Origin of the sequence: Hyunsoonleella aestuarii, assembly GCF_006148925.1 — a bacterium.
GTDB classification, from domain to species: Bacteria; Bacteroidota; Bacteroidia; order Flavobacteriales; family Flavobacteriaceae; genus Algibacter_D; species Algibacter_D aestuarii.
Map to the genome: position 1 here is coordinate 637,429 of NZ_VAWB01000001.1, position 16,541 is coordinate 653,969.

The 16,541-nt window shown below is 32.1% G+C and carries 19 protein-coding genes; 5 read left to right on the forward strand and 14 right to left on the reverse strand.

Going from position 1 to position 16,541, the window contains the following annotated elements:
• Positions 1 to 2 precede the first annotated feature (2 nt).
• From FEF17_RS03090 to FEF17_RS03110, 5 genes are read right to left on the reverse strand one after another with little or no spacing between them, the layout of a single operon-like run.
• The gene (locus FEF17_RS03090; RefSeq protein WP_139000905.1) at positions 3 to 566 is read right to left on the reverse strand and encodes an AAA family ATPase; all 564 of its coding nucleotides are present in this window, start codon (positions 564 to 566) and stop codon (positions 3 to 5) included.
• Positions 527 to 1,159: a nicotinamide riboside transporter PnuC gene (gene pnuC / locus FEF17_RS03095; protein ID WP_139000906.1), complete on the reverse strand. Its 633-nt coding sequence runs from the start codon at positions 1,157 to 1,159 to the stop codon at positions 527 to 529. The genes FEF17_RS03090 and pnuC overlap by 40 nt, the downstream gene beginning before the upstream one ends.
• The gene (locus tag FEF17_RS03100; RefSeq protein ID WP_139000907.1) at positions 1,143 to 1,403 is read right to left on the reverse strand and encodes a YkoF family thiamine/hydroxymethylpyrimidine-binding protein; all 261 of its coding nucleotides are present in this window, start codon (positions 1,401 to 1,403) and stop codon (positions 1,143 to 1,145) included. Before FEF17_RS03100 ends, pnuC begins: the two co-directional genes overlap by 17 nt.
• Positions 1,404 to 1,438: 35 nt before the next feature.
• Positions 1,439 to 2,173, reverse strand: a complete 735-nt coding sequence (locus FEF17_RS03105) for a phosphoglycerol geranylgeranyltransferase (RefSeq protein ID WP_139000908.1) — start codon at positions 2,171 to 2,173, stop codon at positions 1,439 to 1,441.
• Complete coding sequence (locus FEF17_RS03110) at positions 2,173 to 2,799, reverse strand: 4'-phosphopantetheinyl transferase family protein (RefSeq protein ID WP_139000909.1); 627 nt, start codon at positions 2,797 to 2,799, stop codon at positions 2,173 to 2,175. The genes FEF17_RS03105 and FEF17_RS03110 overlap by 1 nt, the downstream gene beginning before the upstream one ends.
• A gap of 131 nt (positions 2,800 to 2,930) precedes the next feature.
• On the opposite strand from FEF17_RS03110, the gene ahcY reads away from it, so the two are divergent.
• Positions 2,931 to 4,247 (forward strand): adenosylhomocysteinase, encoded by a 1,317-nt coding sequence (gene ahcY / locus FEF17_RS03115; protein ID WP_139000910.1) that lies wholly within the window; start codon positions 2,931 to 2,933, stop codon positions 4,245 to 4,247.
• A gap of 140 nt (positions 4,248 to 4,387) precedes the next feature.
• Here ahcY and FEF17_RS03120 read toward each other — a convergent pair whose 3' ends face one another.
• Positions 4,388 to 4,660: a hypothetical protein gene (locus FEF17_RS03120; RefSeq protein WP_139000911.1), complete on the reverse strand. Its 273-nt coding sequence runs from the start codon at positions 4,658 to 4,660 to the stop codon at positions 4,388 to 4,390.
• Between the two features lie 95 nt (positions 4,661 to 4,755).
• Here FEF17_RS03120 and FEF17_RS03125 point away from each other — a divergent pair, with 95 nt between their 5' ends.
• Positions 4,756 to 5,229: a DUF1569 domain-containing protein gene (locus FEF17_RS03125; protein WP_139000912.1), complete on the forward strand. Its 474-nt coding sequence runs from the start codon at positions 4,756 to 4,758 to the stop codon at positions 5,227 to 5,229.
• On the opposite strand, the gene FEF17_RS03130 is transcribed toward FEF17_RS03125, so the two are convergent.
• From FEF17_RS03130 to FEF17_RS03145, 4 genes are all read right to left on the reverse strand, one after another.
• A complete protein-coding gene (locus FEF17_RS03130; protein ID WP_139000913.1) occupies positions 5,230 to 7,419 on the reverse strand; it encodes a DUF5916 domain-containing protein in 2,190 nt (729 codons plus the stop codon).
• A 124-nt stretch (positions 7,420 to 7,543) separates the two neighbouring features.
• Positions 7,544 to 7,804 (reverse strand): 50S ribosomal protein L27, encoded by a 261-nt coding sequence (rpmA, locus tag FEF17_RS03135; protein ID WP_135876912.1) that lies wholly within the window; start codon positions 7,802 to 7,804, stop codon positions 7,544 to 7,546.
• A 25-nt stretch (positions 7,805 to 7,829) separates the two neighbouring features.
• Positions 7,830 to 8,345: a 50S ribosomal protein L21 gene (rplU, locus tag FEF17_RS03140; RefSeq protein ID WP_139000914.1), complete on the reverse strand. Its 516-nt coding sequence runs from the start codon at positions 8,343 to 8,345 to the stop codon at positions 7,830 to 7,832.
• 78 nt (positions 8,346 to 8,423) lie between these two features.
• A complete protein-coding gene (locus tag FEF17_RS03145) occupies positions 8,424 to 8,876 on the reverse strand; it encodes a DUF4199 domain-containing protein (protein ID WP_139000915.1) in 453 nt (150 codons plus the stop codon).
• A 184-nt stretch (positions 8,877 to 9,060) separates the two neighbouring features.
• On the opposite strand from FEF17_RS03145, the gene FEF17_RS03150 reads away from it, so the two are divergent.
• Together FEF17_RS03150 and FEF17_RS03155 are read left to right on the forward strand one after the other, a co-directional pair.
• Positions 9,061 to 10,395, forward strand: a complete 1,335-nt coding sequence (locus FEF17_RS03150) for a M16 family metallopeptidase (RefSeq protein ID WP_139000916.1) — start codon at positions 9,061 to 9,063, stop codon at positions 10,393 to 10,395.
• A 17-nt stretch (positions 10,396 to 10,412) separates the two neighbouring features.
• Entirely contained in the window at positions 10,413 to 12,491 is a 2,079-nt protein-coding gene (locus FEF17_RS03155) for a M16 family metallopeptidase (protein WP_139000917.1), read from the forward strand.
• A gap of 54 nt (positions 12,492 to 12,545) precedes the next feature.
• On the opposite strand, the gene FEF17_RS03160 is transcribed toward FEF17_RS03155, so the two are convergent.
• A complete protein-coding gene (locus tag FEF17_RS03160; RefSeq protein ID WP_139000918.1) occupies positions 12,546 to 13,424 on the reverse strand; it encodes a DMT family transporter in 879 nt (292 codons plus the stop codon).
• Positions 13,425 to 13,506: 82 nt separating this feature from the next.
• On the opposite strand from FEF17_RS03160, the gene FEF17_RS03165 reads away from it, so the two are divergent.
• The gene (locus FEF17_RS03165) at positions 13,507 to 14,037 is read left to right on the forward strand and encodes a heavy-metal-associated domain-containing protein (RefSeq protein WP_139000919.1); all 531 of its coding nucleotides are present in this window, start codon (positions 13,507 to 13,509) and stop codon (positions 14,035 to 14,037) included.
• 51 nt (positions 14,038 to 14,088) lie between these two features.
• Here the strand turns inward: FEF17_RS03165 and gldD are convergent, their stop codons facing one another.
• Genes gldD through FEF17_RS03180 form a run of 3 tightly spaced genes read right to left on the reverse strand, consistent with a single transcriptional unit; the run spans position 14,089 to position 16,481 of the window.
• Positions 14,089 to 14,673 (reverse strand): gliding motility lipoprotein GldD, encoded by a 585-nt coding sequence (gldD, locus tag FEF17_RS03170; RefSeq protein ID WP_139000920.1) that lies wholly within the window; start codon positions 14,671 to 14,673, stop codon positions 14,089 to 14,091.
• Entirely contained in the window at positions 14,673 to 15,977 is a 1,305-nt protein-coding gene (locus tag FEF17_RS03175) for a gliding motility-associated protein GldE (RefSeq protein ID WP_139000921.1), read from the reverse strand. Before FEF17_RS03175 ends, gldD begins: the two co-directional genes overlap by 1 nt.
• Before the next feature lie 57 nt (positions 15,978 to 16,034).
• Positions 16,035 to 16,481 carry a single-stranded DNA-binding protein gene (locus tag FEF17_RS03180; RefSeq protein WP_139000922.1) on the reverse strand — a complete coding sequence of 149 codons (447 nt, stop codon included), beginning with the start codon at positions 16,479 to 16,481 and terminating at the stop codon, positions 16,035 to 16,037.
• Positions 16,482 to 16,541: the final 60 nt, after the last annotated feature.

Here is a 16,541-nt window from a genome sequence, read left to right on the forward strand (position 1 = left end):
TACTAAAGTTTTAAAAGCCTATTAATATGATGAACAGCTGTTTCTAAACGTTCATTTTTATTGCCCTTGAGTAAAACGTATGGTCTTTTGTTGTCTTTTAAAGTTGACTCAAAAGCATCGAACATGCGTTGTCTTTCATAAGGCTTATCTCTTAAATCGTCAGCTTCCCAAGGGGTATCAATATAAGTTAAAAAATATAAATCGTATGTGTTTTCAAGAGCATATTTTTCTAAGATTGGATCGCAACTTCCCAAATAATATGCTTCTGAGTAGACCTTTGTTTCAAGTAAATCTGTATCGCAAATTAGTACCGTATCTGTTTTTTTACTCAATTCGTTTTCAAGCCGCATTTGACCCTCTGCAATTGGCAATAAATCTTTTGGCTCACATGTCTTGCGTTCGTTATTCCATTTGTTTTGTAAATATTCACGGGCATACTCCGGAACCCAAACCGAATTATAATATCGCGCTAATTGACGAGATAGCGTCGTCTTTCCTGTTGATTCTGGCCCAAACAAAACTACTTTTATACAGTTTGCAGTTTTCTGTTTATATTTTTCTTCCATGCTAAATAGCCAAAAATGGCAATAAATGTAAATCCTAAATATTGAAGACTAGTAAAAGTAAATCCTTTATAAAAATACAAGGGAACAGAAATAATGTCTCCAATTATCCAAAAAATCCAATTTTCAATTTTTCGTCTTGCCATTAACCACATACCTACAAAAAATATTGCTGTCGTAATGGTGTCAATATAAGCAACCCAACTCGTCCATTTATTAAATGTAATATAAACTAAATAAACGAAAATTAAGGTTGTAAAAAATATTACTGCGCTTATTTTTTTTTCGCTTAAAGTGGTTCTCGATATTGGTGTAACATGCTCTTCATCAACTTTTTTAGTCCAAACATACCAGCCGTATACACTCATTATAAAATAATAAGCATTAATCAACATATCCCCTAAAAGCTGCCATTTTAGAAGTAAATATACAAAGATGATAGTACTAATCATTCCAGTTGGAAAAACTAAAACCTTGTTTTGTTTTGAGAACCAAACCGAAAGAAAACCGAAAAATACAGCCACAATCTCAAGAACCACATCAATGGTTTCATACTCAAGATATTGTCCAAAGAAAAACTCAAAAATGGGGTTCATAATCGTGTCTATCAGATTTAACAATTTTCAAATAGATTAAGCCATTTTCAATTAACTCGAAAGCCTCTTTAATTTCTGCTTGTAATACATTCATGACTTCATCATAATCACCATAAACCTGGGTGCTTAATGGATTTTCTAAAACTATCATATTAGAAGATCTCATTTTCGTAATAAAATGAATTATTGCAGGTTTAAAATCGTCTTGCAATGGTGTTAAAGTTAATTCAACTGATATTTTCATGGGTCTCTCTTACACTCTTTAAAGGAGAAGAACTGTTATATTTTATCTTTTTTTAATGCATCAAAAAATGATTCATCCAATTCTAAGGCAGTACCAATAACAACTATGTCTGCACCCGCATTAAACGCATTTTCTAATTCTGCTTTACTTCTTATTCCTCCTCCAACTATTAATGGAATATTTAATTCCTGTTTAACATTATTTATAATATCTACTGAAATTGGTTCAGTTGCGCCACTACCAGCTTCTAAATACATCAATTTCATTCCCAAATGTTGTCCAGCTATCGATGAATCAACTATTTTTTGAATATTCTTTCTTGCTATTGGCTTTGTATTAGTAACTTTTTCGATAGCCGTTTCTTTACCACTTTCAATTAATATATAGCCAGTCGAAATAATCTCAAGTCTTGTGCTTTTTAACTTAGATACTGCTTCCACATGTTTACCAATTAAATAGTCCGGGTTTCTTCCTGAAATTAAAGACAAGAAAAGTAACGCATCTGCCTTATTAGTTATTTGACTTATATCTCCTGGAAAAAGAACGATCGGTAAATTTGTATGCTTTTTTATTTTTGAAACTAATTCATCTGTTTCCCCTTCACTTACAATACTTCCTCCAATAAAAACATGGGTCGCTATCGACTGGTTTACTTTTTCTATAAAACTCGAAGCATTTCCAAGTGAAAATTTATCCGGATCAATTAAGACAGCCAATAATTTTTCATTTTTAGCTTTAGAGTCTAATATGTCTTTATAAACGGAACTCATTAAGCAATTGCGTAGGCACAGGTAAAACCATCAAACTCCAAAAAATGAATATTATAACGGTATTTTTTACTTTCATAATCAATCCAAGCTACTGTTTCAAGATCATTATCAGCAAAAGGAATTACTAAACAATGCTTCTTAAAACTTAGTCCAGGTGTACAAAAAAGTTTATACAGTGATTCTTTAACACACCAAATAATAGTTAAATGCCTGATATAATTAACTGACCCACCATCCAAATAATTAAACTCATACTCAATAAATTTCTTGGCAATTATAGCAATCTTACTTCTTTGTTTTTCAATATCAATCCCAACAATTAAATCACTTATTATAACCGCTGCAAAATTAAAAGAATGGGTAATCGATATTTGTTTACCATCCCTTAAATGAGGTTTGCCATAATCATCATAATACAAATCGGAATCAGTGTAACCAAATTGATGTAACAAGTGGCGAACACTTAAAAAGCCTCTTTGATGCAATTCACTTTTCATACCCAAAACGCGCTCCAAAGCAACTGGCTTTAGGTCTACTTTATCCATTAAATCCTTATAGGACTCTGTAATCTTCCAAATTTTAACAGTAGTTTGTGAATTTGGTGTAATGGTTTTATAAAGTGGCATTTAATATTCTGAAAGTTATTGATTACCTTTGCACCGCCTAACAAATTTGATGCTTTTTGATAAGCGAATTTAAGTATTTTAAAGTACTAATCACAACGAAGTTTAGGTTTAAAAATAAAAGAAAAATTGATATGAATACAAAAACAATTCCTTACGTAGCCAATAAAGTAAAAGACATCACTCTTGCAGATTGGGGAAGAAAAGAAATAGATTTAGCAGAGGCTGAAATGCCAGGGTTAATGAGTTTGCGTGAAGAGTATAAAGACTCACAACCATTAAAAGGTGCTAGAATTGCAGGTTGTTTGCATATGACCATTCAAACTGCAGTTTTAATAGAGACATTGCAAGCTCTGGGAGCTGAGGTAACTTGGAGTTCGTGTAACATATTCTCTACTCAAGATCAAGCTGCAGCTGCGATTGCAGCCGCTGGAACAGCTGTTTATGCATGGAAAGACATGACTGAAGAAGAGTTCGATTGGTGTATTGAGCAAACCTTATTTTTTGGAGAAGATAGACAACCATTAAACATGATTCTTGATGATGGCGGTGATTTAACCAATATGGTTTTAGACAGATACCCAGAATTAGCTGCTGGTATTAATGGATTGTCAGAAGAAACTACCACTGGTGTTCATAGGTTATACGAGCGTGTTAAAAATGGTACATTACCAATGCCGGCAATAAATGTAAATGACTCCGTGACGAAATCGAAGTTTGATAACAAATACGGATGTAAAGAATCTGCTGTTGATGCAATTCGTCGTGCAACCGATATTATGTTGGCCGGAAAACGTGTAACAGTCTGTGGTTATGGTGATGTTGGAAAAGGAACTGCTGCTTCATTTAAAGGAGCTGGAAGTATTGTTACTGTAACAGAAATAGATCCTATTTGTGCGCTTCAAGCGGCTATGGATGGTTTTGAAGTTAAAAAACTTGAAACTGTCGTAGGTAAAAGTGATATTGTAATTACAACAACAGGTAATAAAGATATTGTTCGCGCTGAACATTTTAAAGCGATGAAAGACAAAACTATCGTTTGTAATATAGGTCATTTCGACAATGAAATACAAATGGCTTGGATAAATGATAATTATGGGCATACTAAAAATACCATAAAACCTCAAGTTGACAAATATACTATTGATGGTAAGGATATTATTATTCTGGCAGAAGGCCGTCTAGTAAATTTAGGATGTGCTACTGGCCACCCCAGTTTTGTTATGAGTAACTCATTTACCAATCAAACCTTAGCACAAATTGAACTTTGGAACAATGCAGACGCTTACCAAAATGAGGTATATATGCTTCCAAAACATCTTGATGAAAAAGTAGCAAAATTGCACTTAGAAAAAATTGGAGTTGAGCTTACTGAGCTTAAAGAAGACCAAGCAAAGTATATTGGAGTAAGTGTAGAAGGCCCTTACAAACCTGAACACTACAGATATTAATTACAGATTTTAAGAGTTTTAAGCTCCAAATAATATCAGAAAAATCCCAAACAGTAATGTTTGGGATTTTTTATCTTATTTAATGGCAATATACATCGCTTAGAATAGTTCCGAAGGATGAGGAATTTTGAGAAGATTGTTTATTCATCCACCAAATCCTCCTCAAAATACCACCATAAACTAGAGTCTATAGATTGCTTCATTTTATTAATATCTACCCCATCTTTTAAGAATACCGTAATGTTTTCACCAACTCTATTTCGACCAATACTCTCTGTAATCTCTATATCCTCTATTTCTTTAAAATGCTTTAAATGCTTTTTAATACGTCCGTCTAAAGATTCATCGCTCAAAAAAATCTTAATTGTAGCCTGTGTTGGGGAGTTTCTAATTTCTGATCTAAATGGCAACATAAGCACAAAATTTAAATACGATAATTGATAATTGCAAATGCAATAGCCTAAAGTTAAGAATTTAATTAATACCTTTTGAAATAAAATTACTAATTATGAGTGGAGAAAAGATTAAAGTATTATCTAACTTGTTTACCCAAATAGAGGAAAGCATTCCATTTAAAGACAAGAGAAATTCTAATATATCAAAATCTGATGTTGGTTGGCAGTTGGATCACACCTTAAAAGTTATGAATGCCGTGTCTGGTGTTTTAATTAAAACTGACCCAAATAAATACAAAAGTGACATTAATTTTATGCGGCTCATATTATTCCCTTTAGGGTATATCCCCCGTGGAAAGGCCAAAGCCCCTAAAATAGTACAGCCGCCGGAAGTTATTAATACTAGCGATTTAAATAATCAATTACAACAAGCACATCAGTATCTTGAAATGTTAAAACCATTGCCAAAAAAGTCACATTTTATACATCATGTTTTCGGTATGCTATCTAAAAAACAAACGCTTCGTTTTCTTGAAATTCACACAAAGCATCATTTAAAAATTGTGAAGGATATTTTAGCAAATTAATTAAATACTTAACCAGTAATTTAATTTTAAATTAATAGAACGCACTCTTGGGGCAAACACATTATTGGTAAAATAATTGTCGTTGTAAACAATAAACAAATCAGACAGAGGAGCAAAACGCCACTGCAATCTCGCATTTAATCCAAAATTATCGCGTTGACTGCTATACTGTATAAAAGTTGTCCAGAATAAGCTTCTATTAAAAGTAACTTCAAACCGAGGTCCTATAAGCCAAATATCAGCTTTAGGATAAGGATTTGGTAGTTCGATATGATTATAATTTATCTGAACTGAGGAATTAAAAAAGGGCTGAATACGATAGTTAAGTCTAGTGCTAAAGCCATATAACTCTCCATTAAAAAACTTTCCAAATGTTGGCGTAAAGCTATATGAAAACACTTTCCTTCTATCGGACCTATATTGAAGCTTAAAATTTGTGTATTTATAATCTCCTATAGGCAAGGCAATTGCTTCATCTTTATTAGTCGGGTCAAACTCTTCATATAAACGAATGAAATTGTTAAACATTTCTAATTCAAAATTTGAAGTGTTTTGAAAAGATCCTTCCCATGCCGTTCTTATCGTATAATCGGAATTCTCGAAATTAAGTTCTGGCCTCCAAATAAATGATGGAGTTATAGAAATATTATGCCGTTGTAGTTTTTTATTCTTTGGCCAAAAATTATGTCTAATTTGAGGATCAATCTTTAGAATATCTGTTCTTCGAATAAACCCTAAATCTGAATTAAAATTGTCACCAATCCATAAACCACTTAATCTAATAATATAATCTCTACTTCTATATTCGGTCGATGCTCCGGCCGAAATATCATTACCTTCAACACCATCAGTAAACGACTTATGGAAATAATATTTCCCATTCCAAGTGTTATCCTTGGATGCTAACCTATAATCTATCCCCACAACACGATTGTAGTTTTCACCTTCTTCTATAAAATCATAATCTTTAGTCGCTTGCTTATTAATAAACATGAAACTTATATTTGATCTACTAAAAACCTTCTGTTGTAACGTAACTAAAGCATTATTAGTAGATGCTATCTCATTAGCAATATCTTCATTAGTTTGCATGTTAAGAACCCCAACTCTTAAGTTATTATTTAGCTTACCGCTTAATCTTACACCAGCGATGATTTCGTTTTCAATATTGTTGTCGTCAAGATCTTTTGCTATCCCGATGCGTCGCGAAAAAAACGGATTAGAATCACGACTATTTCCAAAATCATTAAACAAATCACTATTCTCAATGAAGAATTGTCTTCGCTCTGGAAGGTTAACCTCGAACCGGGTTAAATTAACGACTTGTTGATCAACTTCAACCTGAGAAAAATCTGGATTAATTGTTAAATCTAAATTCAGACTATTACCTATTGTTAGTTTGGCATCTGCACCAAATTTAAAATCGCTAGTCTCATTATCATTTTCATAATCTTTTCCAACCAGACTGTTAACATAAGGAATTATACTAATCGGGGATTTTGATTTTCCTAGAGGTTTTTCAAAAACCATATCTCCCATAAACGCCAAATTAAAAATCTGCTGATTTCGTGGTATATTAATCCAAGTATTCGTTTCATTACCCTGAGTATCGAAATGATAACTGTTGAAGCGCCATTTAGTTTCTCCCTCTCTATATTTAAAAGATGCAAACGGTATAATCCACTCGCTAATGTAATAATCTTCGTGTTTTACAGTTTTGGCTTTCCATTTAGTATCCCAAGCCATATCAAAATCACTTCCCCTATTTCCGCCACCAGAAAGAAGCATTTCTCGTTTTATACCCTCTGGATTTATTCCAAATAGAAAAGCATTGGTTGCATCATTAAAAGTATCGAACATCAAAGTAATATTATCATTTCCACCTGCCGAAAAATCACGACGTAATGATGGTACAATATAATTATTACTCGGAGAGTTTACTTTCATTCCGATATACAAATTATTAGCGTCATGCAACATTTTAATTTCTGGTTGCTGCTTTGCAAGAACACTATCATACGGAAAGTAATTCCAGAAATCCGTGGCTGCTTTTGCTTGTTTCCATGACAGTTCATTTAAATCTCCATCAAGTGTAATTGCTTCTGAAATATATTTAACGTAAACTTTTTTAGACTGAGCAGACCCAAAAGATGTTATAATTAGAAAAGTAAAAATGAATATTTTATTCAACTTAACATATTTGATAATCAAAAGTATATAATTAGAGGAATAGGACATCACAATAAATAGTTAAATAAAAAACCCTTCCTGTTTCCAGAAAGGGCTTATTTATTCTATTAATAAATCCTATTTCTTAAGCCTCAAATGGCTCTACAGAAACATACGATTTATTATCTTTTTTCTTCGTAAACTTTACAACACCGTCAACTCTAGCGTGTAAGGTATGATCTTTAGAAGAATAAACATTTTCACCAGGGTGATGCGTGTTTCCTCTTTGTCTTACGATAATATTTCCAGCTATAGCAGCTTGACCACCAAATATCTTAACACCTAAGCGTTTCGATTCTGATTCTCTACCGTTTTTCGAACTTCCGACTCCTTTTTTATGTGCCATTTTATTTCGATTTTATATTGTTATACTAACTTAATGCAGCAATTAAATCAGCTTTCTTCATTGAAGAAATTCCACTAACACCTTTAGCTTTTGCAAGATCTTTTAATTCAGCAACTGTTAGTTTGCTTAAATCTTGAGTAGCTTCAACTGTTTTTGTTTCGACTTTTGGTGCCTCAACTTGTGGTTCTGCTTTTTTAACTTCTTTCTTTGGTGCAGCTTTTTTAGCTCCACTTGCAACAATGCTTTCAATTACAATTTCGGTTAAAGATTGTCTGTGTCCGTTTTTTACGCGGTAACCCTTACGTCTTTTCTTTTTGAAAACTATCACTTTATCACCTTTAAGGTGCTTTAAGACTTTTGCTCCTACTTGAGCTCCGTCTATAGCCGGGGCGCCTACAGTTACATTGTCACCATCTCCTACTAAAAGAACATTATCGAAAGAAACTTTCTTGCCCTCTTCAGTTTGTAAACGGTTAACAAAAACTTTTTGGTCTTTTTCAACTTTAAATTGATGCCCTGCTATCTCTACAATTGCGTACATAGCGTAACGTTTTTATTAATTAATTTGTTCAAAAAATGAGTGCAAATATACTGCTAATTAATTAATCTACAAATGTTCTTATTGATTTTGAAGAATATTTCTGCTCTTTTTAAAAAGTTGCATTACAGATAAGACGCAAACTACGGTTGTTGCTAACCCCATCACTAAAACAACAAAGGTAACCATGCCAATATCTGCATTAAACCCGCCCTTAATTGTTTGAAGTAACTCTGGTAAAAAGCTGACATTAATTTCGGTAGCATAAAACAGGAAGAAAAATGTAAAAATTAGTGTCGCAATAAATCCTGTGACAATTCCTGTTTTAAAACCTTCACCATATGAAAAATCATCTTGATTTTCTAGTTTTTTCAACCTAATCACTTCATAAATTCCGAAAGCAGTAATAACCGCGTTAAAAAAGCTAAAAGCAGGATTTGTATGTTTATTAAACAACGCTAAAATTAAAAAATAGGCTATTAAAACAGCACTTGTAACTAAACCAAATCGAATAGGAAGCGATAAATTTTTCATAATACAGCGGAGTTAATTGTTTTAAATTTCGTGAAAATTCTTGAATTAAAATAATATCAAGTTAATTTTCTGGTAACCTTAACACTTTTCTCTTAACCGTTTATTATTTTTAGCAACCTGTAACAAAACTCTGAGTTGATATACCCATAGTAAATTAATTAACAATTTTTAAAACCTATAAAAAATGAAAAAACGCTTAGTTACTTTTGCCTTTTTTGTGATAGCTATTTTTGTAGTTACTGCCCAAGAAGTTAAGTTTGAAGAAATAGACTTAGATAATGGATTACATGTTATTTTGCATCAAGATAATTCTGCACCAATTGTAACAGTTGGTTTTATGGTTGATGTTGGAGGTAAAGACGCAGGAGGAGATAACAATCCCGAGCGTACTGGTTTTGCACATTTTTTTGAACATCTTTTAGCCTCTGGAGGTACAAAAAATATTCAAAAAGGAGAATGGTATAAATTACGTGCTTCACGTGGTGGTCAAGGAAATGCGAATACCTCGCTTGATAGAACGTACTATTATCAATCTTTCCCTTCTAACAATCTAGAATTTGCTCTATGGATGGATTCTGAGCGCTTATTACATCCTATTATTGACAAAGAATCTGTTGACACCCAAAACGAAATTGTAAAAGAGGAAAAGAGATCATCTTATGACAATCGTCCCTACGGCCAATTTTTATTCGTCTTAGGAGAAAACCTATTTAAAGTTCATCCTTATCGATTTAAAAATATTGGTGAAATGGAACACCTTGACGCAGCTTCTCTTGAAGAATTTCAAGCGTATTTTAACAAGTATTATGTGCCAGAAAATATGGTCGCTGTAGTAGCTGGCGACATAGATATTGCTGAAACAAAAAAATTAGTTCAAAAGTACTATTCCGAAATACCCTCCGGTAAAAAAGCAATACGAAATTTCCCAAAAGAGATACCAATAACAGAATCAAAAAGAGTAAAGGCTTATGATGCGAATATTCAGATTCCTGGAATTATGGCAGCCTACAGGACGCCAGGATTTAAATCACGAGAGGCCTATATATTAAATATGGTTTCTGCATACTTAAGTGATGGAAAAACATCTAAGTTATATAAAAAAATAGTAGATGATAAAAAAATGGCAATCCAAGCCGGAGCATTAAATATTAATCAGAAAGATTATAGCATCTATGCGATATTTGGCTTACCATCTGGAGACACAACACTTGATGATTTACTTATTGAAATAGATGAAGAAATTACAAAAATGCAGAACGAATTAATCTCTGAAAATGATTATCAAAAACTTCAAAATAAATTTGAAAATAGATTTGTAAATTCAAATGCTAGTATTGAAGGTATTGCAAACTCATTGGTTAAATATTACTTATTATATGATGATATTAATTTGATAAATAATGAAATAAATATTTATCGCTCTATAACACGTGAAGAAATTCAGGATGCTGTCAAAAAATATCTGAATCCAAACCAAAGAGTTGTATTAGATTATTTACCTAAAACAAAAGAAAATTAAATTTAAAAAATTCATAAATGAAAACTAAAATAATTATAATAATAAGTATTTTATTTATTTCTGTTGGCCTTAATGCACAAATAGACAGATCTAAACAACCTGAACCAAAACCAGCTTCAAAAATTCAATTGCAAAAGCCTATTGAATTTACCTTAAGTAATGGGCTAAAAGTAATGGTCGTTGAAAATCATAAATTACCGAGGGTGTCTTATAATTTAACGATTGATAACACCCCTTCTGTTGAAGGCGAAATCAAAGGTGTTTCTAATCTTTTAGCTTCATTACTTGGTAACGGCACAACTTCAATTACAAAAGATGATTTTAATGAAGAAGTAGATTTTCTTGGTGCTAATTTAAGTTTTAGTGCTTCAGGCGCTTTTGCTAGTGGCCTTTCAAAATATTCTGAACGGATTTTACAACTAATGGCTGATGCTGCAATAAATCCGTTATTTGATGATGCAGAATTTAATAAAAAGAAAGATTTACAAATTGACGGTCTAAAAACTGGCGAGAAAAGTGTTGATGTTGTTGCCGGTCGTATGGCTTTAGCTTTAGCATATGGCACACATCACCCAAGTGGAGAATTTATTACTGAAGAAAGTTTAAAGAATGTATCACTTGAAGATGTCAAAATATATTATCAGAATAGTTTTAATCCTAAAAATGGGTATTTAGTTATAATTGGTGATGTTGAATTAAACAAAATTAAGCAACAAGTACAAGATTATTTTGGTTCATGGATTACTGATAGCGCTTTTGAACTTAAAATGCCTGCCGAAAGTCCAAATACACAATACACTCAAATTAATTTTGTTGATATGCCAAATGCAGTGCAATCAAACATATCGGTTATGAATAATACCAAATTAAAAATGAGTGATCCAGATTTTCATGCCACATTAATTGCAAACCAAATTCTAGGTGGTGGTGCTACGGGATACTTATTTAAGAATTTAAGAGTTGCTCACGGCTATACTTATGGTTCTTATTCTGGAATAAACCCAAGTAAATATGTGTCAAGATTTAGAGCAAATGCTAAAGTGAGAAATATGGTTACAGACAGTTCTATTACTGAAATTTTAAAAGAAATTAAACGTATAAGAACTGAAGATGTTGATGCTAAAGTTCTTGCAGATGTAAAAGCAAGTTATGTAGGGAGTTTTGTGAGAGCACTAGAAAGGCCACAAACTATGGCCCAATATGCTTTAAATATAAAAATAAACGATCTCCCAGAAGATTTCTATACTAATTACTTAGAAAAAATAAATAATGTTACTGTTGAAGATGTGAAGCGTGCTGCAAATAAACACTTTAAATTAAATAATTCACGTATAGTTGTAGTTGGAAACGGAAGTGATGTACTAGAGAACCTAGAAAAGATTGGAATCCCTATCAAATATTTCGACAAATATGCAAATCCTGTAGATAAACCAGAGTTTACAAAGCCTATTCCTGAAGGAGTAACGGCACAATCAGTTATAGAAAATTATATAACAGCAATTGGAGGTAAAGATAAAGCCATGGCAGTAAATACAATGCATTCAATATCTGATGTTACTATTGAAGGCGCTCCTTTTTCTCCAAAAGTTGTAATAAAACAAATGATGCCTAATAAAGAATCCTTAGAAATGAGCATTGAAGACATGGGTGTTATTATGAAGCAGAAATTTAATGGTGAATCAGGTTATATGGAACAGCAAGGACAAAGGAAAGAAACTGAAGGCGAAATGCTTACAGAACAAAAAAACAAAAAAGTAATGTTTCCAGAATTATATTATGATGACACTTTTAATGTTTCTCTTGAGAGTTTAACAACTATTGACGGTAATGATGTTTATAAAATAAGAATAGAAAAAAATAGCAAGGAGACTTTTAAATATTATAATGCTGAAACTGGTCTATTAACAAGAGTTGAAAAAACAGAGAAAAAGGGCGAAACCGAAACGACAACGTTAGTCGATTACTCAAAATACTCGCCTGTAGACGGTGTTAAATTTCCATATTATACAATGATTAAAACTGGGCCGCAAACAATTATTTTCAACACAACAAAGGTAACTGTTAATGAGGGCGTTAGTGACGCTGATTTTAATTGAAAATAATTTTAACTTATTAAAGAGTCCTGAGGTATTTAATTATCTCAGGATTTTTTATGATTGTCTTTTATGTGATAAATAAACCCCTATTAAAATAACAATACTCGCAATAACCTGCAACAAGCTGAGTGTTTCGCCATCCAAAATTCCCCAGAAAATAGCTGCTATTGGCATTAAGTAAGTTACAGAAGAAGCAAAAACCGGTGTCGCCACATGCACTAATTTATTAAACAAAACTTTAGCCATGGCGGTTCCAAAAAGAGATAAAATAACAAGATAAAATAAAGAGACTTTAAGATTTGCAGAACTTAACACTTCTTCACTAAAAAAACCAGACCCGATAAGCACTCCAATAGCTGGTAAAATAATGACAGAAAAATTACCAACAGCTATTGTAAGTGGGTGCATATTTTGCAGATTTCGCTTTAAAATATTAACACTTGCGGCATATGAAATGGTTGCCAAAAGTATAAAAACAGCATATAAATAATTTTGATTTTCATTAAGTGTAGCTCCACTAGAAATTAACATAACTGCTCCTAATAATCCAACAATAACCCCTATAATCTGGCTTTTAGTAGACATGATTTTAAAAATCACATACCCAATTATTATTGTGTTTAGTGGCACTAATGAGTTTAAAATTGAAGCAACAGAGCTATCAATCTCTGTTTGAGCATAGGCAAAAAAGAACACAGGAAAAAAAGTACCTAACAAACCTGTTAAAATAACCCATTTCCAATCTTTAACTTCAATAGTCTTTATTTTTTTAAATCCTACTATAAAAAGAAATATTGCAGAAAATACAATTCGCAATGACCCTAATTGCATTGGTGTTAATCCTATCAATACTTTCTTCATAAGTATAAAGGAACTCCCCCAAATAATTGAAAGAGTAATTAAGTAAATCCATTTAGCATAATTGTCTTTCATAAAGTTTAATACAAACTGTTAAATTGAATGCAAGAAACACCTTTATTTAGTAATTTTGCGACGAACCTAATACTTAATGATAATGAAGACATTTATAAACATTATACCCTTTATAGTTTTAGCTTTATTTCTCACAAATTGTAAAAATGAAGCCAAACCTGAAATTAAATCTGTTGAAGTTGAAACTAGTGCTGAAAAAAAATTAGACCCTAATGCTACCTATGCAAAAGCTGAATTTACCATTGACGGTATGACATGTGAAATAGGCTGCGCAAAAACGATTGAAAAGAAAATCTCAAAAATGGAGGGTGTTAAATCTGCTACTGTAGATTTTGGAAGAAAACTAGCCATGGTTGAATACAATGAAGCTAAGGTAACACCAGCATCGCTAGAAGGCACAGTAACTAAAGTTGCCGATATTTACAAAGTAAGTAACATGCAAACTGTTGAAGTTTTTTCTACAGTCAAATCTTGTGATAAAGAATGTTGCGCTGGAAAAACAGATGAAGAAAAATCAAATTGCAAAAAAGCTTGTTGTACTAATAAAACTGAGGTTGAAAAGAAAGTGTGTGCCGCAGATTGTAAAAAAGAATGTTGTGCTAAAAAAGCGTAAGACATTGGATTTTTAAAAATAAATAAGAGCTTCTCATCAAGAGAAGCTTTTTTATTTCCACTTAACAGTTTCCATTATATTTTGAATATCTTTCTTTAGATAATGAGCAGCAGGAAGAATTGAATCGTAATTAGGTTTAGCATAAAAATAAAGAGAGCCTGTTAAAAAATGATTAACACTATCTGTAATATAAAACTGCGATTGTGAAGCGGCATTACCTCCAACTTCATATAACATTCCATAAACCTTGTTTAAATCGTTACTATATTCTTTTTCTTTAATTTCATCGGCTTTAATGGTATGCTTCTGTGTGAAATTTTGAGCGTCCCGTAAAAAATCAATTAGATTTTTTTCGTCCTTTTCAATCGCTTTATAGGTTAAAAAAATAGTCCCTTTTAAAGATGGATACTCTATGTTAACTCCAAAACTTTCAGTAGTTGCTTTTACTTTTTTAAAACTTATTTTTGTTGCTAGTTTATTAATTTCAAACGTGAAAGGTAAATCGATATTAGATTTATAATAATCTGGCTTGGGATAATCTAAACGTAAATAAGCTTTAGGTTTTGGCACAACATCATCACCACATGAAACACAAAGTGCAAGAATAAATACAACTAAATAGAGATTAGATTTCATTAGGTTATAGTAAATTTTACAAGCTTAATACGCTTTTTATCCATAGCTTCAATTGTAAAAACGTAATTCTGAAAATTTATTTTACTGTTTAGCTTTGGAAAACTTCCAGATATTTCTAAAACAAACCCAGCAATTGTTTCAGCTTCTCCTTTATTGTCTTCAAAAATAGCTTCGTCTTCTGTTCTAACAACCTTATAAAAATCTTTTAAAGCTGTTTTTCCTTCAAAAACATAATTATTATCATCTAGTTTTGAGTACATGAGGTCTTCATCATCAAACTCATCACTTATATCACCTACTATTTCTTCAATGATATCTTCCAATGAAATAAGACCAGATGTCCCCCCATATTCATCAACAACAACAGCCAAATGAACCTTCATTTCTTGAAATTCCGTCATTAAATCATCTAACTTTTTATTCTCAGGCACAAAAAAAGGTTCGCGCAATAAACTTACCCAATCAAATTGTTTTCTATCAATATATGGAAGTAAATCTTTCACATAAAGAATACCTTTTATGGTATCAATATTATCTTCATAAACTGGAATTCGAGAATATCCGTTTGCAATAATATCTGGCATAATCTCGGTGTACTTTTGCTCTATATTTAAAGCAAAAATATCAATACGCGGGCGCATAACTTGTTTGGTGTCCGTATTTCCAAATGAGACTATTCCTTGTAAAATTTTATGCTCTTCTTTTGTTGTGTCTTCCTCACTAGTTAATTCTAATGCTTGTGATAATTGATCGACACTTATGTTGGATTTTTGCTTACCTAATTTATTATGGATACCCAAAGAAATACTGCGCATAGGCAAACTAATTGGAGATAAAACAACATCCAATATTCTTAAAGGAAATGCTAAAAACGAAACAAATTTGAGCTTATTTCTACTGGCGTAAATCTTTGGAAGAATCTCACCAAACAATAATATGAGAAAGGTTACGATTATAACCTCTATTAAAAATTTTAGAACTATGTTAGATATACCATCAAACAAATTAGTCGTTACATAAGCGAATAAAATTACAATAGCAATGTTTATAAAGTTGTTCGCTACTAATATGGTTGCAAGTAACTTTTTGGGACGTTCTAATAACTTAGAAATTATTTCAATACGTCTTGGGTCTTCTTGCATGCCTTCATCAATGTCGGTTCTAGTTAGAGAAAATAAGGCGACCTCGGCACCAGAAATTAATGCCGAACAAATCAATAATAAAAACAATAATGCAAAACCACCAGCAATTGTGACATCAACTGCCATGACTAAGAATAAAAAACTCGAAGGGTCAGGGTCCAAATAAATGGGTATTAATTAAACAAAAATAGATTTTCAAGCAGAAAACCACATTTTATACTAGAATGGCAAATCATCATTATCTTCTACTACTGGCTCAATAGCTGCTTGCGGTTTCTCAACTACAGGAGTCTCGCTCCCTCTATTTGATGCATTTGCTTCACTCTCTTTTTTAGTTGAAAGAAAGGTGAAATCTGTACATTGAACTTCTGTAGAATAGCGGTCATTACCTTTATCATCTTGCCACTTTCTTGTTTTCAAGCGACCTTCAACGTAAACTTTATCTCCTTTTGTTAAATATTTTTCACAAATCTCAGCACCTTTATTTCTAACTACAATATTATGCCATTCTGTATTAGAAACACGTTCGTTGGTTTGCTTATTCGTATAGGTCTCATTTGTAGCTAAAGGAAACCTTCCTACGCAACCTCCCCCTTCAAAATAATGCATCTTTACTTCGTCGCCCAAATGCCCAATTAGCATCACTTTATTTAATGTTCCAGACATAAATTTAATTTGTTTTAAAAAAGCAAAATTAACTAATTGCTTATCATTTTTTTAAAATTA

What these genes read in the sequence shown, in the direction of transcription:
- FEF17_RS03105 (WP_139000908.1), bottom strand. Translation starts at nt 2,173, where the DNA reads ATGAGTTCCGTTTATAAAGACATATTAGACTCTAAAGCTAAAAATGAA.
- FEF17_RS03120 (WP_139000911.1), bottom strand. Translation starts at nt 4,660, where the DNA reads ATGTTGCCATTTAGATCAGAAATTAGAAACTCCCCAACACAGGCTACA.
- ahcY (WP_139000910.1), top strand. Translation starts at nt 2,931, where the DNA reads ATGAATACAAAAACAATTCCTTACGTAGCCAATAAAGTAAAAGACATC.
- rpmA (WP_135876912.1), bottom strand. Translation starts at nt 7,804, where the DNA reads ATGGCACATAAAAAAGGAGTCGGAAGTTCGAAAAACGGTAGAGAATCA.
- FEF17_RS03180 (WP_139000922.1), bottom strand. Translation starts at nt 16,481, where the DNA reads ATGTCTGGAACATTAAATAAAGTGATGCTAATTGGGCATTTGGGCGAC.
- FEF17_RS03160 (WP_139000918.1), bottom strand. Translation starts at nt 13,424, where the DNA reads ATGAAAGACAATTATGCTAAATGGATTTACTTAATTACTCTTTCAATT.
- FEF17_RS03155 (WP_139000917.1), top strand. Translation starts at nt 10,413, where the DNA reads ATGAAAACTAAAATAATTATAATAATAAGTATTTTATTTATTTCTGTT.
- FEF17_RS03100 (WP_139000907.1), bottom strand. Translation starts at nt 1,403, where the DNA reads ATGAAAATATCAGTTGAATTAACTTTAACACCATTGCAAGACGATTTT.
- pnuC (WP_139000906.1), bottom strand. Translation starts at nt 1,159, where the DNA reads ATGAACCCCATTTTTGAGTTTTTCTTTGGACAATATCTTGAGTATGAA.
- FEF17_RS03165 (WP_139000919.1), top strand. Translation starts at nt 13,507, where the DNA reads ATGAAGACATTTATAAACATTATACCCTTTATAGTTTTAGCTTTATTT.
- FEF17_RS03125 (WP_139000912.1), top strand. Translation starts at nt 4,756, where the DNA reads ATGAGTGGAGAAAAGATTAAAGTATTATCTAACTTGTTTACCCAAATA.
- FEF17_RS03110 (WP_139000909.1), bottom strand. Translation starts at nt 2,799, where the DNA reads ATGCCACTTTATAAAACCATTACACCAAATTCACAAACTACTGTTAAA.
- FEF17_RS03145 (WP_139000915.1), bottom strand. Translation starts at nt 8,876, where the DNA reads ATGAAAAATTTATCGCTTCCTATTCGATTTGGTTTAGTTACAAGTGCT.
- rplU (WP_139000914.1), bottom strand. Translation starts at nt 8,345, where the DNA reads ATGTACGCAATTGTAGAGATAGCAGGGCATCAATTTAAAGTTGAAAAA.
- gldD (WP_139000920.1), bottom strand. Translation starts at nt 14,673, where the DNA reads ATGAAATCTAATCTCTATTTAGTTGTATTTATTCTTGCACTTTGTGTT.
- FEF17_RS03150 (WP_139000916.1), top strand. Translation starts at nt 9,061, where the DNA reads ATGAAAAAACGCTTAGTTACTTTTGCCTTTTTTGTGATAGCTATTTTT.
- FEF17_RS03090 (WP_139000905.1), bottom strand. Translation starts at nt 566, where the DNA reads ATGGAAGAAAAATATAAACAGAAAACTGCAAACTGTATAAAAGTAGTT.